This is a genomic window from Exiguobacterium sp. 8H (assembly GCF_902506255.1).
Classification (GTDB): domain Bacteria; phylum Bacillota; class Bacilli; order Exiguobacteriales; family Exiguobacteriaceae; genus Exiguobacterium; species Exiguobacterium profundum.
In genome coordinates this window covers 2,503,056-2,527,726 of sequence record NZ_LR733429.1, presented here as the reverse complement: position 1 = coordinate 2,527,726, position 24,671 = coordinate 2,503,056, and the positions used below count along the sequence as shown (strand labels likewise).

Below are 24,671 nucleotides of genomic sequence, written 5' to 3'. Positions count from 1 at the left end.
GAGGTGGCAGTTATGCCGCGACAATTAAAAGTGATGATGCTCTTCAGTCTATCGTTTGGTGTGTTGTTCACCGTCCTCGCGTACTTCTCGGTACAAGAGTACGGTTTCAGCTTCTGGACGTACTTCATCATCGCCGTCGCCGCTTACGACTTTTTCAAAGTGTATCAAATCTTGGCACTCGCCCGAAAAGTCAAAAAAGAAGGCACGGACAAATCCGCATAATGAAACCCCGAGTCTTATGAGCTCGGGGTTTTTCTTATGGTTGTAACTTTCGATTGATCCTGTATCTCTTCTTGATAGACACTTCGAATGAGAAGTCCGCGCAGACCGAACAATACACCTAATGCAACATAAATGGTATCAATCAATGAGAGTTGTGGTTTATCTAAGAAGAAATTAATGACCACACCAATGACCAGCAAACCGTAAATCGTGATGTTCATGAGTGTCGCATCGACTTGTCTCATGATTCTTTTGCTCACCTTTTCCTCAAGCTTCTCAATCTCTTCGTGTCGATAACCATAGATGGTGAATCCTAGACCCACAATTGTCATGCTAAGAAACACACCATCCCATAGCGCAAACAAAAACAGTCCTACAAAAAAAATCATAAACCCAATTAGTAACTTCTTACGCACAATATCTCTCCTTATGATGGAATCCATAGTTTCGCAAAATCAAAATAGCCGAACAAGTCGACACAGACGTCCTTCAGTTCGACCGGGAACGGAATGGTCCGCTCCTCGTTATAGAGCGGGATGAAATACGACTTTTCTTTCAACTCGCGTTCAATCTCCCGGTGCAGCGGCAACCAGTCTTCAAACGGCAGGTCATCATATTGCCTGACCCGCTCCACCATCCCCTCTATATAAGGGAACACTTTATGCGGGGGCGAGTACTCGTTCGTCATGAACTGTTCGAACCCGAGCGTGATGTTCCGCTCGAACACTTCCCCGTGAACGACCAAATCGACGTATTCATAATACGTCTTGTCATGGATTGAATCTTTGAAGCTGATGGGCACGAACTCATAAGCAATGCCGTGACGCGTTAACATTTCGGCAATCCAGTCGGTCGTATCGTTCGTGAAGTCCGTCTGTTTGATTCGAATCGGTCGGTCGAACGTGACGGGTGTTCCTTTTGGAATGCGATACGTCCCGCTCAGCGAACCGAGAAACCCTCGGTCGTTCGGCGTTCTCCGTTCATTCCGTGTCCCGATTGCCGGTCGAATCTCCGCAATCAATCGATGCATGTAATGTCTCGCTTCTTCATTGGCGAACACACTATTCGGGTGACTGTTCAAGATGACAAGCCCGAACCCGGACGGTGTCGAGATGTGTCCGGTTTCTTTGGAATCCCTTGATGAGATGCGATACGTCGGATCGTATCCGTCCGGCACTTTGATGAACTCGACCCGGTCGAGGAGCGCCCGCACCCCGAAATAATTCTCGAAGGCGAGAAGGACCGTCTTCTCCTTGTCATGGCGATCCAATTGAAACGGCCCCGTCCCGACACTTCCTTTAGCGATACTCGTATGAATCATCGACAGTTTCGGGATGTACGAATTCCGACGCCGGTCGAGCGTGACGTCGACGCGATACGTGCCGTTCGATGCAATATGCCGGACGTGCCGATACATATACCGATACGCATCAGACTGAACGAGTGTACGTAAACTTTTCGTCACATCTTTACTCGTCATGAGCGACCCGTCATGGAATCGGACCCCTTTCCGAAGAAACAAGACGAGCGTATTCCCCTGCCATTCATAGTGATGCGCAAGCTCCCCTGTGACCTCACCAGACGCGTCAATCATGAACAGACGATTGAAGACGTTCTGGACGAGGTGGGCACTGTGGATGTCAGCCGCCTCGAGCGGATGTGTCGTCAAAAAGTGACGACGGCGCGGGATGATGAGCGCATCACTCGACGTCTGGACGTAACCGAACTTCTTCTCGAGCTGGCGCATGAACCGTCCCGCCTGTGCCGGCGACCAGTCCCACTCCAGTTGATTCGTCACTGCCTCGACTGACTCTTTCTCCATGCGTTCGAGCAGCTGTTTGGCTAAATCACGCTCGACGTGACGCAACCATTCGAGACGCGTCAAATTCCCCCGTCCACGTCCGCTCGTATACGTGAGCCACCCTTCTTCTTGCCACCGTGCCAAATGACGCTTCGTCTGTTTCGGGCTTAAATGAATGGCTTCCGCCATATCAGAAATCGTGTACGCCCCATCGCGACACTCTTTCCACAATCGAAATAAATACGCATCCACGTCACATCCCCCTTAAAAGTGGACATCATTTCCCCATGTCGTCCATTTTTCAAATCCGTTGTCTTGTTTATCATACAGTTACAGAATGGAAGGTGACAAGATGAAATGGAAAGATATACCTAAACCAATAAAAGTTCGACTCGTAACATCATTTTTTAATCGTTCGGTCTCATTCGCCATCATGCCGTTCATGGCACTTCTCTTTGTCAAAGCGTTCAATGAATGGATCGCGGGCGTCTTCTTGATCTCGCTCGTCTGTCTCGGATACGTGATCGGGTTGATCGGGGGCTATCTCGCCGATAAGTTTTCAAGAAAGCGACTTCTCGTGTTGACGGCAAGTCTCACAGCATCGATGTTTCTCGTCATGACGCTCAGTCTTCAGTTCGACCAGATGATCATTTTCATGATCGCCTATACGATTTTCACGGTCACGAACAACCTCGGGCGGCCTGCGATGAGCGCCATCATCATCGATGCGACAACGCCTGAGAACCGAAAAGCCGTGTACGCGCTCGATTACTGGTTGATCAACTTATCCATCACGATCGGGACGGCACTCGGGGGCTGGCTCTATGTCAGCAATCAATTGTTACTATTTTGGATTTTGACGTTCACGTCGAGCATGTTGCCGATCGCGTACGCCATCTTCCTCGAGGACACGAAACGGACGTGGACCTCTCAAAAGCTTCGCCTCGTCTTCGTCGACGTGTTCCAAAGTTATCAAATCGCCTGGCGTGACCGCCCGTTCGTCAAAGTCGTCTTCGGCTCGATGTGTATCCTCGCTGCTGAGTTCTCAATGGGCAGTTATGTCGCGGTCCGGCTCGCCGATTCATTCGAACCGCTCTCGATTGAATCATGGACGATCAACGGGGTGCGGATGATGAGTCTCATTCAAATCGAGAACACGCTCATCGTCGTCGCGTTGACGTTCTTCATTCAACGTCTCGCCTCCCGTTTCTCAAACAAGCACACGCTACTCGGCGGGCTCGCATTGTACACGATTGGGTACGCCGTCATCACGAGTGCGAACTCGATGTTCCTTCTTCTCGGTTTCATGCTCATCGCAACGTTCGGCGAATTATTGTACTCACCGGTATTAAATACGGAGAAGGCGAACATGATGCCAGAAGACCGACGTGGTGCGTACTCAGCGTTTGCCGGAACGTCATTTGCCGGTGCCGACTTCTTATCACGCTCGACGATTTTGATCGGGTCGCTTCTCACCCCGTTCATGATGAGCGTCTACATCGGACTGTTGGTCAGCTTCGGCTGTTTACTCGTCTATAGCGGCATTTATGTAAAAGAAAAGCTCGTCCTGCGACGAGCGGCATCCTAAATAAAAACCATCCTTTCTCAGTGGAAGGATGGTTTTTAGTCGAGCTGTTGTTGGTGCATCGCATAGATCAAGGTCAAGGCCCGGATGCAGAAGATTGTCGAGAAGCCATAAATGCTCAGTTCGAGCAACGAAACAGATGGATATTGTAGTCCAAGGGAGACCACATAGCCTACTAAACAAAGCAAGACGACAAGTGTGATCGTCCACTCATCCGACTTCCGCTTCATCTTCTCCGCCAACCCCTTCTCTTCTTTCTCTACGCGTTCCCGCTGCCAAAAGTAAAAGAACAAGGCATACATCGCAAACGAGATTCTTGGAACGTCACCTAAGAGTAAATCAAAAATGATGAGACCTAAAAATAAGTATGTCCCTAACTGATAGCCGTTCTGCATTTGAAGACGCGAACGAAGTGATCCGTTTGACCCCCACTTCATAATCCAATCACCGCCACGGTCAATCCACCGTAGACGAACCCGAGTACGATGGCACTGATTGCCATACGTTTATATTGCGGATATTGATAAAGGGCAACCGCCCCACCAACGACGTGTACGAAAGCGACGATGAACGTCAAAATCGGAAAAAGCATAAAGAACCTCTTTTCTTTTTAGGAAATCATGGAAACAAATCCATTTTCCGATATACTTGAGTGCGAACTCATTATAACAATTATGGATAGGGAGTTGGAGTCCTATGAATTATTCGCGTATGGATTTGACGACAGAAGAAATGTTACTCGTGAACAGCGAAGTCGAAAAACGAAAACGTAGCTTGCTCGTCGCCTACTTGCTCTGGTTTTTCCTCGGTGCATTTGGTGCGCACCGTTTCTATTTCAAAAAAATCGGTTCAGGAATCGCCATGTTCCTACTCGTCGTCTTGACGCTCGGTCTCGGTGCATTCATCACAGGCATTTGGGCACTCGTCGATGCGTTCCTCATGCCAGGTTGGCAACAACGGGAAGTCGAGCAGATTGAGCGCGAGACGATTGAGCTGCTTCAAACACGCTCTGATCGCTATACAGGTTTCTAATCAAAAAAGACGATTGAGGCATATCGCCCCGATCGTCTTTTAATGTTCTGTTAAGTAGAAGGCGAAGTCCCGTGATTTTCGCTCTTTCACTGCATTATGAATCCAGAGCCACGCCAACCCTTCCAACTCACGAGCAAGCTTCAGCCCGTGGAGCGGATGCGTATCGAAGCCGATCTTGTTCGATAGTTCGACGACAAGCCGCACCGCTTCCTCATCTTCACCCGCGACGAACATGACGGAGCCATCCGGATCGCCTAAATTCTCGACCCCTGTCTGATTGAACGCCTTCACAACTTTCGTATCAGGAATGAGTCGTTGCAAATATTCCGCACCCGACACCCCGTCCGGTCGCTCGACCTCGTTAAACTCTATCGCGATCGGATTCGTCACATCGATCAATACTTTCCCATTTAGTCCGTCGAGTGTCGGTAACAGATCGACTGCGGCCGCGAACGGTGTACAGAGCAATAGAACATCGCTCGTCGAGGCGACCTCTTGTAAGGTCAGTGTGCCTTCTCGCTCCGTCCGTGTCCCGTACAGCACCTCATAGCCCGCTCGTTCGAACTGCTCCCCGAGCGTGCGTCCCACTTTCCCGGCACCTAAAATTCCGAGTTTCATGATTCACAGCTCCTCGTCTGTCCGCGTGACCGTTCCTCCATACTCTTCTGCAAGCCCGTCTAAAATCGATGGGTCGAATTCTTCTCCGATTGCCATGACCCCGGTCTGACCTGGTTCGATGTTACCGACCGTCCGTTTGAACGTGTCTTGGATGCCTTGTAAATGTTTTACGTCTTTCGTGCCGCCGATGAGACCACCTGTGAGTGTCCCGAACAGGATACCGAACGGACCTCCAAGGATTCCAACCGCCATCCCGATGAGCGCACCTTTCGTCGACTTATTGACCGGTGCGAGCTGCGCCGCATCCTCAAACGAGAACGCCCCGTTCTCTTCACGCTTGATGACGACCAATTGTTCAAAACCGACGAGCCCATCCGAATGGTACTTTTTAAGCTTACTGAACGCCTGATACGAAATCGCCTCTTCTGGGAACGTGAACGTGACGATGTGATACGGTTGTTTTTCCTTTTTAGCCATGAAAAATTCCTCCTTTTAGGTAGAAAACATGACGCGCACTTACCTTACTCTTTTTCCCTGCTTTTCCGTAAAAAAACCTAGTCCGCAGACTAGGTTCAGGTCGGTCGTTTTTCATTCAACTCATAGTGTGAATACGGTACACAGAGCGGTGTCCCGTATAGCGGATCCTCGGTCACCACGACTTTGAGACCGAATACGTCTTTCATGAACGTCTCATCGACGACATCGTTCGGACTTCCTTCGCGATACACATTACCGCCAGCTAATGCGATGACATGATCAGCATAGCGACAGGCCAAGTGAAGATCGTGAAGTACCATGATGATCGTCTTTCCTTCCAATCGATTCAACCGATACATCAAATCTAAAATCTCGATTTGGTGCGACATGTCCAAGTATGTCGTCGGTTCATCGAGCAAAATCGTCTCCGATTCTTGAGCGAGTGCCAATGCGATCCATACCCGTTGCTTTTGTCCCCCGGAAAGGTTGCTGACGAGCGTGTCACGGAGCGATACCGTATCGGTGAAGGCGAGTGCCCGTTCGACGGCCCGTTCATCGTCTTCCGAATATCGTTTGAAGAACGTCTGGTACGGATAACGCCCGAATCGGACGAGCTGTTCGACGGTCAATCCATCCGGTGCCACGTTCACTTGTGGCATGAAGGCCATGAGTCGAGCCGCCTCTTTCGCTCGATACGAATCGAGCGGTTTGTTTCGAAATGCGATCTCCCCGCCAAGTGCATCTCGCTGTCTCGCAAGCGTCGAGAGGAGCGTCGACTTCCCGCAGCCGTTCGCGCCGAGAAGGACGGTGATTTTCCCATGTGGGATGGAGAATGATAATTGATCGAGCACCGTCTTCTGTTCATATCCGATGGTTACGTGGTTCAAATCAAATGTGTTCATCTCATGCTTCCTTTCATCATCCGTCGAAGTAAGTAGAAGAAATACGGTGCTCCAATGACGGCTGTCATCACGCCGGTCCGTAGTTCATACGGATAAAAAATCGTCCGAGCGAGTACGTCCGCCAACACGACAATCGTCGCCCCTACAAGCAGCGTCGCCCAAATGTAAGGGAGCTTCAACCCTTGTCGGGCGATATGAGGTGCCATCAACCCAACAAAACCGATTGCACCGACAAAGGCGACACCAATACCGGCGAGTAAACAGGAAAGCAACAACGTCCCACGCTGAATCCCTCGTACCGGTACGCCGATGCTCGTCGCTGTCGCTTCACTGATATGAAGCGGACGAACATGACGTTCAATCAAGAAGGCTGCCAGCAAAAAGAGAAGGACGAACGGCACCATAATCTTCAATTGATTCCACGTCGCGGCGTAGACTGTACCGGTGAGCCATTGTTGGATATCGTTCTTTCGGTAAACGTTCGAGGCGAGCATCATGAACTGAACGATCCCTTGCGAGAAGATGCTGATTCCAATCCCAACAAGTGCTAGCCGGACAGGTGGGACTCCACGTTTCAACAAATAGAAGAGGAACATCCCGACAACAATCGCCCCAAGGAACGAAGCGATTGGGATATAGGCGAGCGGCACTGACAGCTGATTCGTTCGCTCATCCGAGAAAACGGTGAAGAACGTAGCCGTCGCAACCCCTGCACCTCCGACAATCCCGAAAATCTCCGGGGATGCCAGTTCGTTTTTGATTGTCAGTTGTAACAAGTGACCGCTGACGGCGAGACTTGCGCCGGCAGTGATTGCCATCAACACACGTGGCATCCGAAACTCGAAGACGACGAGCTGCTCGAATGCATCCCCTGCCCCGATGAACAGGGCAGCGAGTGAGGCGGGACTAAGGAATGTGTCACCGATGGCGAGCCCGAAATAAATCGACACGAGCAATCCGACGACAAGTAGAAGCGCCAACTCGATTTCACGCTTCCGGAGCGTGAACGAGACAGGACCTTTTCGAAAGCGAAATGTTTTCATGATTTAAAGACTCCTTGTCTGACACTGACGAGATAGATGAAGAATGCCCCACCGATGACGGCGAGTACGACCCCAACGGTCACTTCGCGTGGGAACAGGATGACGCGTCCCAGAATATCCGCCGCAAGCAATAGGACGCTACCGATGAGAGCACTTCCGGCGAGACGAGCGAAAAATGCCGTCCCGAACAGATATTTCGCCAAATGCGGAGCGAGCAGACCGACAAATGCGATTGGTCCTGCAAGCGCCACTCCGAATGCGGAGAGCACGACGGCGAGCGTCACCGCGATGAACTTGATGATGCCGACATTTTGTCCAAGTGAACGGGCGACCTGGTCTCCGAGCGATAATGTCTCTAACTCTTTACTGAGCAAGAGAACGAGAATGACCGCCGCCGCCATCCATGGCAACAACGTCTCGACGAGCGTGAGCGATCGTCCCGCGACCGACCCGGTCAACCAGAACAGTACCTCATCAAGCGCGCCTTCCTCATACGCGATGATTGACTGGGTAAATGAGCTGAATAGAGCGGCAAGCGACGCCCCGGCAAGCGTCATATACATGACGTTCCCTCCGTTCGCACTCAGTAGATAGACAATCACGCCGGCAACAAATGCTCCGATGAGCGAGGCTGTCGTGAACGAGGCGATACTACTGAACCCAAAAAGCGTTACGAGCACGATGGCCAGACTCGCTCCGGCATTCACCGCCAAAATATCAGGAGATGCGAGCGGGTTACGGGTCACGAGTTGAAAAATGAGCCCGGCGAGACCTAGGACACTACCGACGAGTAGCGCGACGACCGTCCGTGGGATGCGATTGTCGGCTAACGCAATCATCGCTTGAGATGACCCGTTCGCTTGGAACGTCATCACATCTTGATGGCTGACCGCAATCACACCGACGCGCAAGGAGATATAACTTAAGATAGGTAAACAGATGATCAAGAAAAGTAATTTGATCCAAGGTTTTTTCATGTCCTCACTTCTTTCCTTTCCTACCATAGCAAATATTGCGTTCCAGAAAAAGGGGTTGACAGTGAGAATCATTATCACTTATAGTCAGGAAGGAAAATCACCTACATAGAGGAGAATTGTAATGAAAAAATGGATGCTCGCGTTACTTACGCTTTGCTTAACCGTCGTCCTCGCTGCTTGCGGCGGGTCTGACGATACAGAGAACGATACAAGTTCAGAAACTGCGACTCGCTCGATTGAGCACGCGATGGGAACGGCGGACGTACCTGAAAACCCGGAACGCGTCGTCGTCTTGACGAACGAAGGGACAGAAGCCCTTCTCGCCCTCGGCGTCAAACCAGTCGGAGCCGTCAAATCATGGAACGGCGACCCGTGGTACCCGCACATTGAGTCCGAGATGACAGACGTCACGGAAGTCGGGACAGAAAGCGAAGTCAATCTAGAGGCCATCGCAAAATTGGAACCCGATCTCATCATCGGAACGAAACTTCGTCAAGAGAACATCTATGACAAGTTAAACGCCATCGCACCGACGGTCATGTCAGAGACGCTCAAAGGTGATTGGCAAGAGAACTTCACCCTTTATGCGAACGCACTCAACCTAGAAGAGGAAGGCAATCAAGGGTTGGCCGACTACGAACAGCACGTCGAAGATACGAAAGCAGAACTCGGAGACGCCGTGAATAAAGAACTCTCGGTCGTCCGCTTCCTTCCTGGCGAGTCACGCATCTACTTCAATGACAGCTTCTCCGGCGTCATTCTTAACGATGTCGGCATCAAACGTCCAGCGTCACAAGATAAAGCGGAATTCGCTGAGCCAGTCGCGATGGAACGGATCCCGGAGATGGCAGGCGACCACATCGTCTACTTCACATATGGTGGAGCAGACGGGTCGAAGACAGCCGAAGAATGGCAATCGAATCAGTTGTGGAAAGACCTCGATGCTGTCAAAGCAGGGGAAGTGACAGAAGTCAGTGATGATATTTGGAACACGTCTGGTGGCGTCTTGTCTGCCAACCAAGTGCTCGATGAACTCGTCGACATCTTGAAATAAACAGTAGCGCATCAATTGAATTGATGCGCTTTTCCATACACTCATATGGTAAAATTTACATATCAACTCATAAGGAGCTTTGCTATGCAACGTACACTTCGAAAGTCGGCGACGGACCGCTCTATTGCCGGAGTATGCGGCGGGATCGCTGAATACGTGAATATCTCATCACTCGGTATTCGGCTACTATTCGTCTTTTTGCCGGCTAACTTTCTCATCTACATCCTTCTTGCCAATTTGATGAAAGATGAACCACGCTATCTATAAAAAACGCAGAAGCCATGAGCTTCCGCGTTTTTTGGTTAGGCATTCACTTTGTCTTTCATCGCTTCAAGCGCTCCGCTGTTCAGGAAGTGCCATGGCTTGTTGTAGTGTGGTTGGAAGAAGAAGTCGACATAGGCGAGCTCTTCGATCGTCATCTCGTTTTGGATGGCTAGCGAGAGCGTGTTGACCGCTTGCGTCAAATCTGCTTTCGATAACACTTGTCCACCGACAATGCGATGCGTCTCTTTTTCATAGACGAGTTTGAATTCGACTTTCTCTGCGGTCGGCATGAACTCCGGACGATAGGCGTCTTCAATGACGACACTCTCCACTTCGAGTCCGAAGAGTGCTGCCGCTTCTTCCGTCAAACCAGACGACGCGATATTCCAGTCATAGAGTCGAAGTCCTGACGTTCCTTGTGTCCCTTGGTAACGGACGCGTGGTTGCATCATGTTCTCCGCGACGAGCGTCCCCATGCGAACAGCGTTCGTCGCAAGTGGGATATAGGCGTGTGTACGCGCCGGGTTGTAGTAGACGGCACAGCTGTCCCCTGCCGCAAAGATATCCGGGTTGCTCGTACGCATATATTCATCGACGATGATGGCACCATTCCCGAGCATATCGACCTGTCCTTCTAAGAGTCCCGTGTTCGGACGGAATCCGACACAGAGAATGACGAGATCCGCTTCGAATTCACCTTTGTCCGTCACGACATGTGTGACATTTCCGCTCGTTCCACGGAATGCCTCGACCGTCTGACCGAGTTCGAGGTCGATTCCGCGACTTGTCATATCCGCTTCCAATTGATCCGTGAACGACTTGTCGAGATACTTGTTCAAGATGCGGTCGGCACTATCGATGAATGTGACGTGTTTTCCGTATGCTTCGAACGCTTCGACGAGCTCGACCCCGATATAGCCAGCCCCGATGACGGCAATCTTCGTCGCGTCTGTCGCCCGCTCGATGATGCGTTGGGCGTGCGCGTAGTTTTTACAGAGCTCGATTCCATTCATTTCGATTCCTGGGAGCGTCGGGACAATCGGCCATGAACCCGTCGTGACGATCAAGCGATCATACGTGTCATGCACGTCTTCACCGGTCTCAAGATTTTTAGCGTGGACCGTCTTCGCTTCGGAGTCGATCGACAAGACGTCATGTTTCATGCGCATCGTCGCACCGAGTTCTTCAAGTTCACGTGGAGACGAGTAGAATAACTCCTCCGCACGTTGGACGACACCACCGACGTGGAGCGCAATCCCACACGAGAGGAAGCTGACGTTATCGTTCCGCTCGTAAACGGTGATATCGAGATTGTCGTGCTTGGCGAGTAATCCTTTGACTGCTGCTGTTCCTGCGTGTGTACATCCGATGACTGCGATTTTCATATGAGTCGTCTCTCCTTTTATGTTAAACAATACGTTTCATTTTATATTGTGATAAATATCACATTTACTTCTTGACCTTAGTGTACTATTTCACAATATAAGATTCAATGACTTTGCTCACTATTTCACTTAAAAGTGTCTAAAGTTTGAACAGAAAAAATCCGCTCATTCTCATGACCGGACTCGCCGCTTTTTCAATAGATGATAGCTTATTACAAATAGATGCACGATCAAACCGAAGACGTTCATAGCGAGCCCAACGACCGCCCACCACAATGCTCCCCATCCGTATCCAAGCATTAAACTGCCAACCAATAGCGTATAGCCACTTACGACTAATACTGTATTCAAGATGAATGGAAAAGGCCTTTGTTTCTTCGTTCGAATCATTTGATACGTTGAAATGATGACTCCCAGTGTCAGTCCAAACAGCAATACGAGCAAAATGATAATGTCATTCATCCTTTTTACCTCCTCATAACTTGATTGGAACAACTCTTTCAAGACTGTCCTTCACGTCTACTTTTCACTTTCTGATAAATGACAATGCCAACGTGAAGAATCATACCAAGCACGTACAGGATCAGCCCTAGTGCAAGCCAGCCAATCGCGTCCCAACCACGTACGATTGTCATTCCGACAAGAAAGAAGATATAGCCAGTCACGAGTAGGAACGACGAAACGATGAATTGACGTCGCGATCGAGATTGTATAGAGAAAAATAAGAAAAACAGTAAGATGGTTGTCATCGTGCCTAGCAATATAAAGTCCTCTCCGTTGTACTCCCGAATCATCGTGCATCCTCCCTTACATCTGTGCCTCTTTTTATTATAGCATATAAAATGGAAAATTTTCTCAATCACTCGTTTCCTATCATAACAGTATGTCACAACAAAAAAGCATCATCCCACTTACGGAACGATGCTCATTTTTCATTCATCTGTTTCATTAAATCCATCTGTTCTTGCACCATCGCCTCTTTTTCCCGGCGCAGCACCCCTTTGTAGGTGATACGTGAAATCGATAAACTGATTTCATATAGGAAGAAGAGTGGTAACGACACCATGAGGTGCGACGTCAAATCCGGCGGTGTGATGAATGCCGCGATCACGAATAGGGCGAAGTATGCGTACTTTCGAATCTTTGATAAGAAGTACGGGGTCACGACACCGATTCGGGTCAAGAACATCATGACGACCGGTAGTTGGAACAATAGACCGAACGGAATTGTCAGCTGCAACAAGAACGTGAAGTAATTGTTGGCCCCGATGATTTGTTCGAGTCCGAGGTCTTGCCCGAGGTCCGTCGAGATGTCGAGGACGAGCGGGAACAACCAGTAGTAGGCGAACGCAAGGCCGATCAAGAACAGTCCGAAGATGATCGGGATATAGGCAAGCGTGCCTTTCCGCTCATTCGGATGCAGACCGGGTGCGACAAACGCCCACACTTGATACAGTAGGAATGGGCTCGCCGCGATAAGGCCGATGATGAGCGCCAAGTTCAAGTAAATCATGAGCGGGTCCGCGACCCCAAAGGCGTTCAGTTCGAGCCCGCGTTCGACGAGGTCTTTTTGCAAATACGCGAGTACATATTTGACACTCGGCAAAGCCATCAAAAAGAAGGCAAAGACGACAAATGCAGATAGCATCAGTCGTCTCCGCAGCTCTGTCAAGTGATCGGTGAGTTCCCGCTCTTGATCAGGTTGATGATTCATGGCTTACTGCTCTTTCTTTTCGATAGCTTTCTTGTCGTTCTCGTCATGCTCGTTCATCATGCCGTTCGTTGCATTTTTGAACTCACGAAGCGTTTGTCCGGCCGCGCGACCAAACTCCGGCAATTTCTTCGGTCCGAAGATGATGAGCGCGATGATGGCGATGATGAATAGACTCGCCCCACCCGGAATCCCGACGACGAGTGATGATGCTAGTAATTCCATTATTGATGGACCCCCTCAGCGGTTGGATAGTGTTGCATAAAGTAAATGAGTGACTGCAGCTCAATCGACAAATCGATATGATGGACGCGAACCGTATCCGGTACAGTGAGTCGTGCCGGTGTGAAGTTCAAGATGCCCTTGATGCCGAAACGCACCAAGTCGTCTGCGACGGACTGCGCATAAGCAGAAGGTACCGTCAAAATGGCGACGTCGATCTTGTTTTGCTTCATGATTTGTTCCATCTCATCGACGTGATGAATTGGGACGCCTGACATCGTCGTGCCGACTTTTGTCTCGTCTGCGTCGAACCCGACGACGATATGTGTGTTATTGTTTTTAAGGAAGTTATAGTTGACGAATGCCGTCCCAAGGTGACCGACTCCGACCAAGGCGACATTCGTAATCTCGTCTTGATTCAGTGTCTTTCGGAAAAAGTCTAACAGATACTGCACGTTATAGCCATATCCCTTTTTACCGAGCGCACCGAAGTACGAGAAATCACGGCGAATCGTAGCCGAATCGACCTTGACCGCCTCACTCAGTTCTGCTGAAGAGACACGTTGTTTCCCTGAAGCATGCAGGCTTTGAATAAATCGATAGTATAGTGGCAACCGTTTGGCTGTCGCTTGTGGAATCTTTGGTTCGTTTTGACTCAACGGAAAGAGCCTCCTTTTTACGACACGTTACAAACGAATCTGAATTTCATACACCTTGATTGTAAACGAATTCACATGACCACTCAACGAATATACCTAAAATCGCTGAAAAATACAGTATACTAAATAGAGAGAAAGGGGTTTTTTCACTTGATCCTACTGCAAGTCAACAACTTATCCAAATCCTTCGGCGTCGAGCCGATTTTAGAAAACGTAAAACTCGAAATCCAGGAAGGCGAACGCGTCGCCCTTGTCGGTCGTAACGGGGCCGGGAAGTCGACGCTTTTGAAAGTCATCGCTGGTGAATACAACTATGACTCCGGGGACATCATGAAGCCAAAAGACGTCACGATCGGCTATCTCGCCCAAGACTCAGGGTTAGAATCCGACGAGACGATCTGGAATGAGATGCTCACCGTCTTCACGGACTTGATCGAGCAAGAGAAGACGCTCCGTCGCATGGAGGCTGACATGGGCTCCGAACGAATCCTAAACGACGCCGCTGCATACGAACGCCTCCTCTCCTCTTATGATGAAGAGCAACATACGTTCAAAGAGCGTGGCGGTTACCAATATGAAGCGACGATCCGCTCAGTCCTTCACGGGATGCGCTTCTATCCGGACGACTTCGAGCGTCGAATCGACACACTCTCCGGGGGACAACGGACACGTCTCGCCTTGGCGAAGATGCTCCTTCAAAGTCCCGACCTGCTCATCTTGGACGAGCCGACGAACCATTTGGACATCGAGACGCTCGCCTGGCTAGAGAAGTACTTGAGCGGCTATAAAGGTGCCGTCCTCATCGTCTCCCACGACCGCTACTTCCTCGACCGCGTCGTTTCGGTCGTCTATGAGTTGTCACGTCATCGGAGCCGCCGCTTCGTCGGGAACTATACGAAGTATCTCGAGCAGAAGGCGGCCCTCTACGAACAAGAGAAGAAGCAGTTCGAGTCGCAGCAAGAAGAGATTGCCAAGATGCAGGACTTCATCCAACGAAACATCGCCCGGGCGACGACGACGAAACGTGCACAAAGCGTGCGGAAACGTCTCGAGAAAGTCGACCGACTCGATGCTCCGGATGGTGACGAACGCAGTGCCGTCCTCTCGTTCTCTATCAAACGCCAGAGCGGGAACGATGTATTGAGCGCAAGTGACCTCGCCATCGGATACGAGGAAGCAATCGCTCAAAATCTCCGTTTCCAGCTACAGCGCGGGGAATCCGTCGCGCTCGTCGGTCCGAACGGGGTCGGGAAGTCGACACTTCTCAAAGTGTTGACGAAACAACAAACCGCCCTCACCGGTGACATCCGTTACGGGACGGGGGTCGAAATCGGCTACTACGACCAGGAGCAACAAAACTTGTCTGACGCGAACCGTGTCATCGATGAGATTTGGAACGACTGGCCGCTCATGCGCGAGCAAGAAGTGCGGAGTCTGCTCGGACAGTTCCTCTTCAGTGGCGATGACGTCATGAAGCGTGTTCATGAACTATCCGGTGGCGAACGGGCACGACTCACGTTGGCCAAGCTGAAGCTCGAGCAACCGAACCTCCTCATCCTGGACGAGCCGACGAACCACTTGGACCTCGACTCGAAGATGATTTTGGAGAATGCCCTCCTCGACTATCCGGGCACGATTCTCTTCGTCTCGCATGACCGCTACTTCATCGATCGACTCGCGACGCGTGTTCTAGAGATCACACCGAACGGCATCGACGAGTATCTCGGAGACTATTCGTACTACGTCGAGAAGAAAGAAGAACTCGAGGAACTGGCGCGACTCGCCCGTGAAGAGACGAAGCAGGTCGTCGTGAAAAAACAACGCGCCGATAAGGAACAACAGCGAGAAGAGCGCCGCATCAACCAGCGCATCGAAGAGATTGAGCAAGCGATTGAGCAACATGAGAATCGTCTTGATGAGATCGAACAGTTGCTTTGTGAGCCGGACGTCTTCAACGACTTCGCCCGTGCCCAGGAGTTATCGACCGAATCGGACGCAGCGAAAGAATCGATTACCGCACTTTATGCGGAATGGGAGGAACTCCATACATGATGCGTACCCGTGCCATGCGAATCGAGTTCATTCAAGCGTTCCTCACGGGACTCGCCTACATCGTGCCGACCGGGACCGAGTTCGTGTCTGAACTCATCCGCGGGGAGCCGACCATCGTCCCGTCTATTCTCTTTTTCTTCCTGCCGGTCGTCATCGGCTTCATCATTCAGACGTGGCCAGGAATACTACTCAGTCTCTTCAGTGGCCTGCTCATGAGCACGCTCTTCATCCGGTTCGTCGTCTGGCCAGTCGATGTGACCGTTCACACGTTCTATGCGCCTGGATCGGTGTGGGCCCACTTCTATGAAGAGACGCTCTTCATGTGGATCCTCGCCCTTCTCGTGTTCATCGTGAGCCGCGTCAATACGTGGCATCGGGAGAATTATCGACAACCAAAAGCGTGAACAGTCCGTCCTCTTTTTTTGAAGGGGACGGCTTTTTCATTTATGTATAAATTTATTTATAGATAAGGTGTTTTTTCTTAATTTGTTTTTCGTTAAAGTGCGCGTTATTCTAGTCACGTACCGAAACAACGGATGATTTCTTAGGAGGAATGACAGATGCGTAAACATGTATTAATGGTCGTGACGAACGCAAAAGAAATGAAGGACGGTCACACGACTGGACTATGGTTGTCCGAGTTCGGTGAGGCATACGTCGAGTTCAAACAACAAGGATATGACATCACGGTCGCTAGCCCGAACGGTGGTCAATCTCCAATCGACGCACGCAGTTTAGAAGGAGAAGTACCGGCTGACATTCAAGCGACGGCTCCCCTTCTTGAAGACACAATCGATTTGAAGACGATCACAAACTTCGATCAGTTTGATGCCATCTTCATGCCAGGTGGTCACGGAACGATGTTCGACCTTCCACAAAGCGAAGCGTTAAATGTTGCGATCCGTTCACTATTTGAAGCAGGTAAAACGGTTGCTGCTGTCTGCCACGGTCCAGCTGGTCTAGTCGGCGCGACATTGTCTGACGGTACACCACTCGTGAACGGTAAAACGATCGCGACGTTCACGGACGAAGAAGAACGTGCGACTGGTCTTGATATCTACATGCCGTTCATGCTTGAAACGCGTCTTCGTGAACTCGGTGCGAACATCGTGCTCGCAGACAACTTCACAGAAAACGTTCAAGTCGATGGAAACTTGGTAACAGGCCAAAATCCACAATCGACCGTTGCTGTCGCAAAAGCCGTCATCAACACATTAAACTAATCGATTCTTTCTCGTTGCCAATCGATGAAAGAGAGCGACCCGCCTGTTCTCGAACAGGCGGGTTTTATAGATGAGGAGGAATGAAGATGATTACCATCTTAGCTCAGATTCAAGCGAAGCCCGGTCTCGGGTCCGCGCTTGAGACACATTTACGTCAAGTCGTCACCCCATCACGCGCCGAGTCAGGTTGCGTCTTCTATACGTTACATCGTGTTGAAGGCAACCCGGACGCGTTCGTCTTTTATGAACAGTGGGCCGACAAGGCGGCACTCGATACGCATATCGCCTCACCCCACTATCAAACGTATCGCCAAGAAGCAGAGCCGCTTCTCGCTAGTCGCGACGTTCAATTTTTAGAAGAAATCAAGGAGGTTGACTAACCTATGGAACGTTTTCAATATCATAACCCGACCAAACTCTTATTCGGAAAAGGACAACTAGAATCACTCCGTACCGAAATTCCACAATACGGGGACCGCGTCCTTCTCTTATACGGTGGAGGGAGCATCAAAGCGAACGGTCTTTATGAAGAAGTAATCGCTCTGTTAGCCGATATGCAAGTAACCGTCGTCGAACTTTCTGGCGTCGAACCTAACCCGCGTCTGACGACAGTTCAAACAGGAATCGATTTAGTGCATGAACACCAAATCGATTTCATCCTAGCTGTCGGAGGAGGGAGCGTCATCGACTGTGCGAAAGGAATCGCAGCCGGTGCCAAATATGACGGGAATCCATGGGACATCGTGACGCGACAAGTCCCCGTCACAGATGCGTTACCGATTGGGACCGTTTTGACATTGGCGGCAACGGGATCGGAAATGAACGGTGGGGCCGTCATCACGAACTGGGAGGCGCAAGATAAGCGCTCGTTCGGCTCGCCCCTCACTTACCCGAAATTCAGCGTACTCGACCCGACGTATACGTTGAGTGTACCGGCGAACCAGACCGTCTACGGAATCGTCGATATCATGTCGCACGTCTTCGAACAATACTTCCACGCTTCAGAGAACGCCCTGCTCCAAGAGCGGTTCGGGGAATCGATTTTACGCACCATGATGGAGACGGCACCACGTCTCGTTCAAAACCTGAATGATTTTGACGCACGGGAAACGATGCTCTTGAACGGAACGTTTGCCTTGAACGGGACATTATCGATGGGCGTGAAGACGGACTGGGCGACTCATATGATCGAACATGCGGTCTCTGCCGTCTACGATATCCCCCACGGTGGCGGACTTGCGATTCTCTTCCCGGAATGGCTTCGCTATGTCGGGAAGACACGTCCCGAGCGCATCATTCAACTCGGTGAACGCGTCTTTGGCATTGACGTGAACGACAAATCGGATGACGTGCTCGTCGAGGAGACCGTTCAGGCGTTACAAGACTTCTGGACATCGATCGGCGCACCGTCACGTCTAAGCGATTATGAGATTGACGCCACACACCTCGAATTGATGGCAGAACGGGCGATGGTCGCTGAACAGATCGGCCAGTACGTCCCACTCCGTCAACAAGACGTAGCAACAATCTTAAAAAACGCATTATAAAAAGTAGGGCCCACGTGGGTCCTACTTCATTTTGCATCCTGCAGCGCTTGGATGACTTGATTGATGACGGGGTCATGCTTTGACTCAGTCCGATGCGCGAGATAAATGACATTCGTCGCAAAACGCTCCGGCGCCACGACTTGAACCGTTCCTCGCTCGAGTGCATGCCGAATCAAATAGTTCGGTAAGATGCTAATGCCACACTTCGATTCGATTGCCGCAAGGATGGCGTCGACGTTCGGTAGGATCATCTCTGGACGGATGTCTGGGCGTTCCCCGAACTGCGTCTGGTAGTAACGACGGATGATGGGAAGCTCCAATCCATAACTGATCCACGGCTGACGGTCCATCCAGTCTTTTAACTCGTCGGTCGGGACTTCCCAATCGTTCGGTGCCACTAACAAAAACGATTCGTCGGCAATCGGGACATATTGAATCCCCGGCTCCTCCATCCGCTTCGTCGCAATGACAAAGTCGAGCTCCCCGTCCGCCAAGCGTTTGATCAAATCTGCTGTCATCCCGAAATCTGCGATGTACTGTGCAGCATCAAGCGGCAAAGCGGGTATAATCTCATGTGTGACGAACTCGGTCGGTCCACCGAACTTGAGGACAGGACGCGGTTGCTCCCCTGAGACGTATTTCATCTCAAGCGATAATTCCTCGAGACGGTCGATCAAGCCGACCACTTGCGTGTATAGTTCCTTCCCCGCATCCGTCGGAATCATCTGACGTGGCGCCCTAGTGAAAAGGGACGTCTCGAGTTCCGCTTCGAGTGCGGCGATATGCTGGCTGACAGCCGGTTGGGTCAAAAAGCGGACACGCGCCGCTGCCGACACTGAACGTTGTTGGTACACGTGGATAAAACTGCGATACCATTCAAAATCAATCATCTTTGTAAACTCCTTTTGTATTCGTTATCTTCAGTATAAAAGGCAGTAAATCATAAGACAAATAACGTTTAAAGGATACATCGATAAATAAATTTATAAGGAGTGGATAGTTGATGAAAGCTTTATTACTACACGAACCGAACACATGGCAGACGATGCGAATCGAGGAGGTCGATACACCGACGCTTCGTTCCGGTGAGGTATTGATTGAAGGAGAATATGCAGGGCTCAACCCCGTCGACTATAAAACGGCGACCAACGGCAAACCCGAATGGTCATATCCTCACGTCCTCGGTCTCGACGTCGCGGGTACAATTGCCGCTGTCGCGGATGACGTGACGAATGTACAAGTCGGTGACCGCGTCCTCTACCACAGCAATTGGAATGAATGGGGTGGCTTCGCCGAGTTCACACGTGCCAAAGCGCACATGGTCGTCCCGATTCCATCATCCATCTCGTTCGCTGATGCGGTCGCTTTACCGACAGCTGGATTCACAGCGTACCAAGCCATTTTTGAAAAACTTCCGATGAATGCGATCGACACGATCCTCATTCACGCGGGTGCCGGTGGTGTCGGTGGCTTTGCCATTCAGCTGGCGAAGTATCTCGGAAAACGTGTCATCACGACCGCTTCAGCGCGCAACCATGATTGGGTCAAACAGCTCGGAGCTGACGAGGCCATCGATTACAATACGGAAGACTGGCAACAACGAGTGATGGAACTGACGAGTGGTCACGGTGTCAATGCCGTCATCGATCCCGTCGATCGTGAGACGGCGACCGCTTCCCTCGAAGTCATCGCCTATAACGGACATATCGCCCATATCGCCGGAGCCCCTGACATGAGTGTCATCAAACCGTTCACACGTGTCATCTCCTACCATGAAGTCGCCCTCAATGCGATTCATCATCAACAGGACCGCGTGAGCGAGGCGAACATCGTCCGCATCGGCACGCACATGCTCGAACTGCTTGCAGCGGGCGAGATTCAACCGATGATTCAAGAGACGATTCCGTTCGCGGACATCCCGAAGAAGTTGGTCGAACTCTCAGACCGACACGTCGTCGGGAAGATTGTTGCCAACCTAAAAGCATAATCACAAAAGTCATGCTAATTATAGATTGACATTGATAATCATTTTCAATTAGTCTGTTGTTGAGGTGATGACAATGAAACTATTGATTGGGTACGTGAGCATGTCTGGCAATACGGAAGACATCGCGAATCTGATTCGACATACATGGCAGGACGCAGGACACGATGTATCGATATCTGACGATTTGGAATCCTTACGTATCGAGCAATTCGCCGAATATGATGCAGTCATACTCGGTACGTATACGTGGGGAGACGGAGATGTTCCGTATGAGGCCGAGGATTTCGTATATGATTTGGAAGAATCGTCGCTAAACGGTTTGCCGTGTGCCGCCTTCGGTTCAGGGGACACGGATTATCCCAAATATTGTGCAGCCGTCGATACCGTCGAGCAAGCCTTTCAAACTGCCGGTGCGAACATTCTTGTTCCTGCGCTCAAGATTGAATTCGACCCGGATACGGATGAAAAAAAGGAAGCATGTCTCGCGTTCGCCCATACATTCCTTCAACAACTTGAAGCACTCAAAAAGGTTCAGCCTCGTGGCTGAACCTTTTTGTTAGAAGTAACGCAGTGGTTGGAATCCGATTGTATGGAAGTCGAGCTTCGTCCCGTCTTCAGCGATAAAGAAGACAGCCTCGTTCGTGTCGACGTCACGTGTGAACACTTTATAGAACGTCATCGGTTTTTCGCCATTCGTCACATAACGTGCCTCATGCGTCGAGATGACTTGCGCGAACAGTTGCTGTTCGTCGAGCTCCTCGATCAAATCATCAAACTTCGCCGCTTCTTCTTCTGTTGCCTCGCGACCCCGCTCGATTTCATAATAAGCATCGCTCGCTTTTGGTTGTACCCCGAGATTGCGATCGACGACGATCACACGCTCCGGCTCTTGATCGACGACACTTGTGTAGCCATATAGTGACTTGATGAGCGTATTCTCTCCGGTCACGCGACCGATACCTTCTAATGCCTCTTCTCCAGTGAGTGACTTCACTCGTGTCTCTTCTGGAACAATCTCCTCTTGATAGGCGATATTGTAAGCGCGGATGATCTCACGTACTTGTAAGAACGTCGCAACGACGAGTAGTACGATGAGCCCTCCGATGATGATGCGTTTCGTCATGTCTCTATTTCCCCCTAGACTGTCATGCTCTCTTCTAAGGATAACCCAGGAACCGCGTTCATCGCTAGTGTATCGCGCTTACCGCGCACATACGCGTGATGTGCCGCCACCCCGATCATGCCCGCATTGTCCCCACAGAGGTCAAGCGGTGGAATGACGAGTTGAATTCCTTCAGCTGTAGCAGCTTCTTGAAGCGCTGTGCGGAGGCCACGGTTCGCCGCGACACCACCCGCGACAAGCAATTGCTTCGCCCCTTTTTCCTTCACGGCACGAATCGCTTTCTCGACGAGCACTTCGACTACACTCGCCTGGAAGCTCGCCGCCAAGTTTTCAGGGATGACCGTCTCTCCCCGTTGTTCCGCATTGTGTACGGCGTTGATGACCGATGACTTCAAACCACTGAAACTGAAATCAAAGCTACCCGGTTCGAGACGAACGCGTGGGAAGTTGTACGTGTCTTCCCCGACCGCTGCCAGGCGGTCAATCGCAGGACCTCCCGGATATGGGAGACTGAGTGTGCGCGCGACCTTATCGTATGCCTCACCTGCCGCGTCGTCACGTGTCTCTCCGATGACTTCGAAGACACCGTGTTCTGGCATATAGACGAGTTCTGTATGTCCCCCTGAAACGACGAGACAGACGAGCGGAAACTGCATCTCTTCGACGAGTTCGTTCGCGTAAATGTGTCCGGCGATATGGTGGACACCGATGAGCGGTTTTTGATGGGCGAATGCCAACGCCTTGGCCGCACTGATTCCGACGAGAAGGGCACCGACAAGACCCGGTCCTTGTGTGACCGCGACCGCATCGACGTCTTCCATCGTCACGCCGGCCTCACTCAATGCGTCGTCAATCACGTACGTGATGCGCTCCACATGATGACGAGACGCCACTTCAGGGACGACGCCACCAAATCGTTTATGACTCTCGATTTGAGAAGAGACGACGTTCGACAATAACGTCTTTCCGTCTTTGACGAGCGCAACAGACGTCTCGTCACAGCTCGACTCAATCGAAAGAATCAGTGATGTGTTCATTCTGACTCACTTCCTAACTTCGCCCAATAAATATAGGCGTCTTCATTATTATCCTGATAGTAGCGTCTTCTCCGACCGGCTTGCATAAAACCGAACTGTTCATATAGTTTTTGCGCGCCAACGTTCGACACGCGGACTTCTAACGTCAATCCGACGAGTCCTTTTGACTTGGCGAACGCGACAAGTTCCGCTAACAATTGATTGCCGATGCCCTGTCCACGAAACTCAGGTAAGACGGCAATGTTTGTGATATGTCCTTCATCGACGATTGTCCAAACGCCGACAAACCCGACGACCCGTTTGTCATGGACCGCGACAAAGTAAATGGCCTGTTCATTTCGAAGCATCTCATTCATGAACGCCTCTTTTGTCCACGGGATGGCGAACGACGCTTCTTCGACTTTCGTCACTTCCTCGACATCAAGCCACGTCATCCGACGAATTTTCACGTCAGCCATTGTTTTGTCCCTCTAACCATTTCGCTTCCGCCTCGGCGAGTCGCAAATACTCCGGTTCAAACGAGTGAACATCGCTCGTCTCATCGCTGAAGACGACCAAATCACTCGCACGCCCATATCGATGGGCAGCCGGTGCTTCGATATAGTCATATTCACTTAACACGTCACGGAACGGTTCCACGTCTCCGACGACAAGGAAGCGCCCTTGACTATTCAGTCGCAACCAATCTGAGACGGAGGCGTGCTGATCATGTGTTAGTGCTTTGTTGTGTTGATAATATCCGATATACGCGTTGCCACGGCGCGCGTCAATCAATGAAACGACCGGCAAATCGGTATTCGGGGCCGCTGCCATGAGCTGAAGGGCAGATACACCGATGAGTGGAAGATTGAGCGTATAGGCGAGTGTCTTCGCTGTCGTCACTCCAATCCGAATTCCCGTGTACGACCCGGGTCCTGTCGTGACAACGATGCGTTCGAGCATGTTCGGTGTCCACTTGACCGCTGCCATGAGCTGTTCAATCATCGGCATGAGTGTGACCGCATGGTTTTTTGAGACCATTACCGTCGCTTCGGCTTGAATCTCTCCAGCCTCACTTAACGCGACTGACAAACGTGTCGTCGCCGTATCAATCATCAATTGCTTCATGCGAGCACCTCCTTGGCGATTTGAACGTAACGCTCACCCGTCGGAGCAAGTGTCAGTTTACGTTCTTCGTCGCCGACCCGTTCAATCGTGATGGCCAAGCGTTCTTCCGGGAGGGAGGACTCGATCAAGTTCGACCACTCGACGATGGCGACACCATCACCGTTGATATATTCCTCAAGACCGATGTCATCCCCCGTATCTTCGAGACGATAGACATCCATATGATAGAGCGGCAATCGCCCTTTATATTGTTTCATAATGGTGAAGGTCGGACTGTTGACGTTCCGCGTGACACCGAGTCCTTTTGCGAACCCTTGTGTGAACGTCGTTTTGCCGGCACCGAGGTCACCGTTTAACGTGATGACCGTCCCTGCTTCGACGAGTGTGGCCAAACGTTCTGCCACCGCCTGCGTCTCCGCCGCAGAATGCGTAATCAATGTATACATGAATGGTTCTCCTTTTTCACTTCTCATACGTACTCATTGTACACTTCATTTTAAGCAAAAAAAAACACGAAACGCTATCGTTTCGCTATCTCATTTAAAAATTGGTTGCGGGGGCTGGATTTGAACCAACGACCTTCGGGTTATGAGCCCGACGAGCTACCAGACTGCTCCACCCCGCGACGACATATGAAATTAAA

The 24,671-nt window shown here is 50.7% G+C and carries 33 protein-coding genes and 1 tRNA gene; 12 read left to right on the top strand and 22 right to left on the bottom strand.

What is annotated here, in order from left to right; translation table 11 throughout:
- Positions 1 to 12 precede the first annotated feature (12 nt).
- Positions 13 to 222 carry a YdiK family protein gene (locus GVY43_RS13190; protein ID WP_015880600.1) on the top strand — a complete coding sequence of 70 codons (210 nt, stop codon included), beginning with the start codon at positions 13 to 15 and terminating at the stop codon, positions 220 to 222.
- 14 nt (positions 223 to 236) lie between these two features.
- Here GVY43_RS13190 and GVY43_RS13185 read toward each other — a convergent pair whose 3' ends face one another.
- Complete coding sequence (locus GVY43_RS13185) at positions 237 to 638, bottom strand: hypothetical protein (protein WP_159563406.1); 402 nt, start codon at positions 636 to 638, stop codon at positions 237 to 239.
- An 11-nt stretch (positions 639 to 649) separates the two neighbouring features.
- Positions 650 to 2,275 carry an ABC transporter substrate-binding protein gene (locus tag GVY43_RS13180; RefSeq protein WP_159563405.1) on the bottom strand — a complete coding sequence of 542 codons (1,626 nt, stop codon included), beginning with the start codon at positions 2,273 to 2,275 and terminating at the stop codon, positions 650 to 652.
- Between the two features lie 100 nt (positions 2,276 to 2,375).
- On the opposite strand from GVY43_RS13180, the gene GVY43_RS13175 reads away from it, so the two are divergent.
- Positions 2,376 to 3,611 (top strand): MFS transporter, encoded by a 1,236-nt coding sequence (locus tag GVY43_RS13175; RefSeq protein WP_201302254.1) that lies wholly within the window; start codon positions 2,376 to 2,378, stop codon positions 3,609 to 3,611.
- 35 nt (positions 3,612 to 3,646) lie between these two features.
- Here GVY43_RS13175 and GVY43_RS13170 read toward each other — a convergent pair whose 3' ends face one another.
- Both GVY43_RS13170 and GVY43_RS16000 read right to left on the bottom strand, forming a co-directional pair.
- Positions 3,647 to 4,045, bottom strand: a complete 399-nt coding sequence (locus tag GVY43_RS13170; RefSeq protein WP_159563403.1) for a hypothetical protein — start codon at positions 4,043 to 4,045, stop codon at positions 3,647 to 3,649.
- Complete coding sequence (locus tag GVY43_RS16000) at positions 4,042 to 4,200, bottom strand: hypothetical protein (RefSeq protein ID WP_031424520.1); 159 nt, start codon at positions 4,198 to 4,200, stop codon at positions 4,042 to 4,044. The genes GVY43_RS13170 and GVY43_RS16000 overlap by 4 nt, the downstream gene beginning before the upstream one ends.
- A gap of 104 nt (positions 4,201 to 4,304) precedes the next feature.
- On the opposite strand from GVY43_RS16000, the gene GVY43_RS13165 reads away from it, so the two are divergent.
- Positions 4,305 to 4,640 carry a TM2 domain-containing protein gene (locus GVY43_RS13165; protein ID WP_031424518.1) on the top strand — a complete coding sequence of 112 codons (336 nt, stop codon included), beginning with the start codon at positions 4,305 to 4,307 and terminating at the stop codon, positions 4,638 to 4,640.
- Positions 4,641 to 4,679: 39 nt separating this feature from the next.
- Here GVY43_RS13165 and GVY43_RS13160 read toward each other — a convergent pair whose 3' ends face one another.
- The 5 genes from GVY43_RS13160 to GVY43_RS13140 all read right to left on the bottom strand — a co-directional run bounded on the left by GVY43_RS13160 (position 4,680) and on the right by GVY43_RS13140 (position 8,657).
- On the bottom strand, positions 4,680 to 5,258 hold the full coding sequence (locus tag GVY43_RS13160) for an NADPH-dependent F420 reductase (protein WP_159563402.1): 579 nt from the start codon (positions 5,256 to 5,258) through the stop codon (positions 4,680 to 4,682).
- A 3-nt stretch (positions 5,259 to 5,261) separates the two neighbouring features.
- On the bottom strand, positions 5,262 to 5,735 hold the full coding sequence (locus GVY43_RS13155) for a hypothetical protein (protein ID WP_159563401.1): 474 nt from the start codon (positions 5,733 to 5,735) through the stop codon (positions 5,262 to 5,264).
- 95 nt (positions 5,736 to 5,830) lie between these two features.
- Positions 5,831 to 6,637 carry an ABC transporter ATP-binding protein gene (locus GVY43_RS13150; RefSeq protein ID WP_074034811.1) on the bottom strand — a complete coding sequence of 269 codons (807 nt, stop codon included), beginning with the start codon at positions 6,635 to 6,637 and terminating at the stop codon, positions 5,831 to 5,833.
- Positions 6,634 to 7,680 (bottom strand): iron ABC transporter permease, encoded by a 1,047-nt coding sequence (locus GVY43_RS13145; RefSeq protein ID WP_159563400.1) that lies wholly within the window; start codon positions 7,678 to 7,680, stop codon positions 6,634 to 6,636. The genes GVY43_RS13150 and GVY43_RS13145 overlap by 4 nt, the downstream gene beginning before the upstream one ends.
- On the bottom strand, positions 7,677 to 8,657 hold the full coding sequence (locus GVY43_RS13140) for an iron ABC transporter permease (protein WP_159563399.1): 981 nt from the start codon (positions 8,655 to 8,657) through the stop codon (positions 7,677 to 7,679). The genes GVY43_RS13145 and GVY43_RS13140 overlap by 4 nt, the downstream gene beginning before the upstream one ends.
- A gap of 121 nt (positions 8,658 to 8,778) precedes the next feature.
- On the opposite strand from GVY43_RS13140, the gene GVY43_RS13135 reads away from it, so the two are divergent.
- Together GVY43_RS13135 and GVY43_RS13130 are read left to right on the top strand one after the other, a co-directional pair.
- Entirely contained in the window at positions 8,779 to 9,711 is a 933-nt protein-coding gene (locus GVY43_RS13135) for an ABC transporter substrate-binding protein (RefSeq protein WP_159563398.1), read from the top strand.
- An 84-nt stretch (positions 9,712 to 9,795) separates the two neighbouring features.
- Positions 9,796 to 9,978: a PspC domain-containing protein gene (locus GVY43_RS13130; protein WP_031424507.1), complete on the top strand. Its 183-nt coding sequence runs from the start codon at positions 9,796 to 9,798 to the stop codon at positions 9,976 to 9,978.
- 35 nt (positions 9,979 to 10,013) lie between these two features.
- On the opposite strand, the gene GVY43_RS13125 is transcribed toward GVY43_RS13130, so the two are convergent.
- The 6 genes from GVY43_RS13125 to GVY43_RS13100 all read right to left on the bottom strand — a co-directional run bounded on the left by GVY43_RS13125 (position 10,014) and on the right by GVY43_RS13100 (position 13,952).
- Positions 10,014 to 11,360: an FAD-dependent oxidoreductase gene (locus GVY43_RS13125; protein ID WP_159563397.1), complete on the bottom strand. Its 1,347-nt coding sequence runs from the start codon at positions 11,358 to 11,360 to the stop codon at positions 10,014 to 10,016.
- Positions 11,361 to 11,531: 171 nt separating this feature from the next.
- The gene (locus GVY43_RS13120; RefSeq protein ID WP_159563396.1) at positions 11,532 to 11,822 is read right to left on the bottom strand and encodes a hypothetical protein; all 291 of its coding nucleotides are present in this window, start codon (positions 11,820 to 11,822) and stop codon (positions 11,532 to 11,534) included.
- A 38-nt stretch (positions 11,823 to 11,860) separates the two neighbouring features.
- Positions 11,861 to 12,154, bottom strand: a complete 294-nt coding sequence (locus tag GVY43_RS13115; RefSeq protein WP_159563395.1) for a hypothetical protein — start codon at positions 12,152 to 12,154, stop codon at positions 11,861 to 11,863.
- 131 nt (positions 12,155 to 12,285) lie between these two features.
- Positions 12,286 to 13,074 carry a twin-arginine translocase subunit TatC gene (gene tatC / locus GVY43_RS13110; RefSeq protein ID WP_031424497.1) on the bottom strand — a complete coding sequence of 263 codons (789 nt, stop codon included), beginning with the start codon at positions 13,072 to 13,074 and terminating at the stop codon, positions 12,286 to 12,288.
- Between the two features lie 3 nt (positions 13,075 to 13,077).
- Complete coding sequence (tatA, locus tag GVY43_RS13105) at positions 13,078 to 13,296, bottom strand: twin-arginine translocase TatA/TatE family subunit (protein ID WP_034770678.1); 219 nt, start codon at positions 13,294 to 13,296, stop codon at positions 13,078 to 13,080.
- A complete protein-coding gene (locus GVY43_RS13100) occupies positions 13,296 to 13,952 on the bottom strand; it encodes a redox-sensing transcriptional repressor Rex (protein WP_015880579.1) in 657 nt (218 codons plus the stop codon). The genes tatA and GVY43_RS13100 overlap by 1 nt, the downstream gene beginning before the upstream one ends.
- 150 nt (positions 13,953 to 14,102) lie before the next feature.
- Between GVY43_RS13100 and GVY43_RS13095 the strand changes: the two genes are divergently transcribed.
- From GVY43_RS13095 to GVY43_RS13075, 5 genes are all read left to right on the top strand, one after another.
- The gene (locus GVY43_RS13095) at positions 14,103 to 16,004 is read left to right on the top strand and encodes an ABC-F family ATP-binding cassette domain-containing protein (RefSeq protein ID WP_159563394.1); all 1,902 of its coding nucleotides are present in this window, start codon (positions 14,103 to 14,105) and stop codon (positions 16,002 to 16,004) included.
- Positions 16,001 to 16,408, top strand: a complete 408-nt coding sequence (locus GVY43_RS13090) for a hypothetical protein (protein ID WP_159563393.1) — start codon at positions 16,001 to 16,003, stop codon at positions 16,406 to 16,408. Before GVY43_RS13095 ends, GVY43_RS13090 begins: the two co-directional genes overlap by 4 nt.
- Before the next feature lie 156 nt (positions 16,409 to 16,564).
- Positions 16,565 to 17,227 (top strand): type 1 glutamine amidotransferase domain-containing protein, encoded by a 663-nt coding sequence (locus GVY43_RS13085; RefSeq protein ID WP_159563392.1) that lies wholly within the window; start codon positions 16,565 to 16,567, stop codon positions 17,225 to 17,227.
- 86 nt (positions 17,228 to 17,313) lie between these two features.
- The gene (locus GVY43_RS13080; protein ID WP_159563391.1) at positions 17,314 to 17,607 is read left to right on the top strand and encodes a putative quinol monooxygenase; all 294 of its coding nucleotides are present in this window, start codon (positions 17,314 to 17,316) and stop codon (positions 17,605 to 17,607) included.
- 3 nt (positions 17,608 to 17,610) lie between these two features.
- A complete protein-coding gene (locus GVY43_RS13075) occupies positions 17,611 to 18,774 on the top strand; it encodes an iron-containing alcohol dehydrogenase (protein ID WP_159563390.1) in 1,164 nt (387 codons plus the stop codon).
- Positions 18,775 to 18,800: 26 nt separating this feature from the next.
- Here the strand turns inward: GVY43_RS13075 and GVY43_RS13070 are convergent, their stop codons facing one another.
- Positions 18,801 to 19,664, bottom strand: a complete 864-nt coding sequence (locus tag GVY43_RS13070) for a LysR family transcriptional regulator (RefSeq protein WP_015880573.1) — start codon at positions 19,662 to 19,664, stop codon at positions 18,801 to 18,803.
- Between the two features lie 113 nt (positions 19,665 to 19,777).
- On the opposite strand from GVY43_RS13070, the gene GVY43_RS13065 reads away from it, so the two are divergent.
- Both GVY43_RS13065 and GVY43_RS13060 read left to right on the top strand, forming a co-directional pair.
- Positions 19,778 to 20,761 carry a zinc-binding dehydrogenase gene (locus tag GVY43_RS13065; RefSeq protein WP_159563389.1) on the top strand — a complete coding sequence of 328 codons (984 nt, stop codon included), beginning with the start codon at positions 19,778 to 19,780 and terminating at the stop codon, positions 20,759 to 20,761.
- A gap of 73 nt (positions 20,762 to 20,834) precedes the next feature.
- On the top strand, positions 20,835 to 21,308 hold the full coding sequence (locus GVY43_RS13060) for a flavodoxin (RefSeq protein ID WP_159563388.1): 474 nt from the start codon (positions 20,835 to 20,837) through the stop codon (positions 21,306 to 21,308).
- A 9-nt stretch (positions 21,309 to 21,317) separates the two neighbouring features.
- On the opposite strand, the gene GVY43_RS13055 is transcribed toward GVY43_RS13060, so the two are convergent.
- The 6 genes from GVY43_RS13055 to GVY43_RS13030 form a co-directional block, all read right to left on the bottom strand.
- Positions 21,318 to 21,884, bottom strand: a complete 567-nt coding sequence (locus GVY43_RS13055) for a hypothetical protein (RefSeq protein WP_074034830.1) — start codon at positions 21,882 to 21,884, stop codon at positions 21,318 to 21,320.
- A gap of 14 nt (positions 21,885 to 21,898) precedes the next feature.
- Complete coding sequence (gene tsaD, locus GVY43_RS13050) at positions 21,899 to 22,921, bottom strand: tRNA (adenosine(37)-N6)-threonylcarbamoyltransferase complex transferase subunit TsaD (RefSeq protein WP_074034832.1); 1,023 nt, start codon at positions 22,919 to 22,921, stop codon at positions 21,899 to 21,901.
- Positions 22,918 to 23,379 carry a ribosomal protein S18-alanine N-acetyltransferase gene (gene rimI / locus GVY43_RS13045; RefSeq protein ID WP_074034834.1) on the bottom strand — a complete coding sequence of 154 codons (462 nt, stop codon included), beginning with the start codon at positions 23,377 to 23,379 and terminating at the stop codon, positions 22,918 to 22,920. The genes tsaD and rimI overlap by 4 nt, the downstream gene beginning before the upstream one ends.
- Positions 23,372 to 24,028: a tRNA (adenosine(37)-N6)-threonylcarbamoyltransferase complex dimerization subunit type 1 TsaB gene (tsaB, locus tag GVY43_RS13040; RefSeq protein ID WP_074034836.1), complete on the bottom strand. Its 657-nt coding sequence runs from the start codon at positions 24,026 to 24,028 to the stop codon at positions 23,372 to 23,374. The genes rimI and tsaB overlap by 8 nt, the downstream gene beginning before the upstream one ends.
- Positions 24,025 to 24,474: a tRNA (adenosine(37)-N6)-threonylcarbamoyltransferase complex ATPase subunit type 1 TsaE gene (gene tsaE / locus GVY43_RS13035; protein WP_015880566.1), complete on the bottom strand. Its 450-nt coding sequence runs from the start codon at positions 24,472 to 24,474 to the stop codon at positions 24,025 to 24,027. Before tsaE ends, tsaB begins: the two co-directional genes overlap by 4 nt.
- Positions 24,475 to 24,576: 102 nt before the next feature.
- Positions 24,577 to 24,653 (bottom strand) — tRNA-Met (locus GVY43_RS13030).
- Positions 24,654 to 24,671: the final 18 nt, after the last annotated feature.

Excerpts from the sequence above, each read along its gene's own strand:
- GVY43_RS13190 (WP_015880600.1), top strand. The coding sequence starts at position 13 with ATGCCGCGACAATTAAAAGTGATGATGCTCTTCAGTCTATCGTTTGGT.
- GVY43_RS13175 (WP_201302254.1), top strand. The coding sequence starts at position 2,376 with ATGAAATGGAAAGATATACCTAAACCAATAAAAGTTCGACTCGTAACA.
- GVY43_RS13170 (WP_159563403.1), bottom strand. The coding sequence starts at position 4,045 with ATGAAGTGGGGGTCAAACGGATCACTTCGTTCGCGTCTTCAAATGCAG.
- GVY43_RS16000 (WP_031424520.1), bottom strand. The coding sequence starts at position 4,200 with ATGCTTTTTCCGATTTTGACGTTCATCGTCGCTTTCGTACACGTCGTT.
- GVY43_RS13165 (WP_031424518.1), top strand. The coding sequence starts at position 4,305 with ATGAATTATTCGCGTATGGATTTGACGACAGAAGAAATGTTACTCGTG.
- GVY43_RS13160 (WP_159563402.1), bottom strand. The coding sequence starts at position 5,258 with ATGAAACTCGGAATTTTAGGTGCCGGGAAAGTGGGACGCACGCTCGGG.
- GVY43_RS13155 (WP_159563401.1), bottom strand. The coding sequence starts at position 5,735 with ATGGCTAAAAAGGAAAAACAACCGTATCACATCGTCACGTTCACGTTC.
- GVY43_RS13150 (WP_074034811.1), bottom strand. The coding sequence starts at position 6,637 with ATGAACACATTTGATTTGAACCACGTAACCATCGGATATGAACAGAAG.
- GVY43_RS13145 (WP_159563400.1), bottom strand. The coding sequence starts at position 7,680 with ATGAAAACATTTCGCTTTCGAAAAGGTCCTGTCTCGTTCACGCTCCGG.
- GVY43_RS13140 (WP_159563399.1), bottom strand. The coding sequence starts at position 8,657 with ATGAAAAAACCTTGGATCAAATTACTTTTCTTGATCATCTGTTTACCT.
- GVY43_RS13135 (WP_159563398.1), top strand. The coding sequence starts at position 8,779 with ATGAAAAAATGGATGCTCGCGTTACTTACGCTTTGCTTAACCGTCGTC.
- GVY43_RS13130 (WP_031424507.1), top strand. The coding sequence starts at position 9,796 with ATGCAACGTACACTTCGAAAGTCGGCGACGGACCGCTCTATTGCCGGA.
- GVY43_RS13125 (WP_159563397.1), bottom strand. The coding sequence starts at position 11,360 with ATGAAAATCGCAGTCATCGGATGTACACACGCAGGAACAGCAGCAGTC.
- GVY43_RS13120 (WP_159563396.1), bottom strand. The coding sequence starts at position 11,822 with ATGAATGACATTATCATTTTGCTCGTATTGCTGTTTGGACTGACACTG.
- GVY43_RS13115 (WP_159563395.1), bottom strand. The coding sequence starts at position 12,154 with ATGATTCGGGAGTACAACGGAGAGGACTTTATATTGCTAGGCACGATG.
- tatC (WP_031424497.1), bottom strand. The coding sequence starts at position 13,074 with ATGAATCATCAACCTGATCAAGAGCGGGAACTCACCGATCACTTGACA.
- tatA (WP_034770678.1), bottom strand. The coding sequence starts at position 13,296 with ATGGAATTACTAGCATCATCACTCGTCGTCGGGATTCCGGGTGGGGCG.
- GVY43_RS13090 (WP_159563393.1), top strand. The coding sequence starts at position 16,001 with ATGATGCGTACCCGTGCCATGCGAATCGAGTTCATTCAAGCGTTCCTC.
- GVY43_RS13085 (WP_159563392.1), top strand. The coding sequence starts at position 16,565 with ATGCGTAAACATGTATTAATGGTCGTGACGAACGCAAAAGAAATGAAG.
- GVY43_RS13080 (WP_159563391.1), top strand. The coding sequence starts at position 17,314 with ATGATTACCATCTTAGCTCAGATTCAAGCGAAGCCCGGTCTCGGGTCC.
- GVY43_RS13075 (WP_159563390.1), top strand. The coding sequence starts at position 17,611 with ATGGAACGTTTTCAATATCATAACCCGACCAAACTCTTATTCGGAAAA.
- GVY43_RS13070 (WP_015880573.1), bottom strand. The coding sequence starts at position 19,664 with ATGATTGATTTTGAATGGTATCGCAGTTTTATCCACGTGTACCAACAA.
- GVY43_RS13065 (WP_159563389.1), top strand. The coding sequence starts at position 19,778 with ATGAAAGCTTTATTACTACACGAACCGAACACATGGCAGACGATGCGA.
- GVY43_RS13060 (WP_159563388.1), top strand. The coding sequence starts at position 20,835 with ATGAAACTATTGATTGGGTACGTGAGCATGTCTGGCAATACGGAAGAC.
- GVY43_RS13055 (WP_074034830.1), bottom strand. The coding sequence starts at position 21,884 with ATGACGAAACGCATCATCATCGGAGGGCTCATCGTACTACTCGTCGTT.
- tsaD (WP_074034832.1), bottom strand. The coding sequence starts at position 22,921 with ATGAACACATCACTGATTCTTTCGATTGAGTCGAGCTGTGACGAGACG.
- rimI (WP_074034834.1), bottom strand. The coding sequence starts at position 23,379 with ATGGCTGACGTGAAAATTCGTCGGATGACGTGGCTTGATGTCGAGGAA.
- tsaB (WP_074034836.1), bottom strand. The coding sequence starts at position 24,028 with ATGAAGCAATTGATGATTGATACGGCGACGACACGTTTGTCAGTCGCG.
- tsaE (WP_015880566.1), bottom strand. The coding sequence starts at position 24,474 with ATGTATACATTGATTACGCATTCTGCGGCGGAGACGCAGGCGGTGGCA.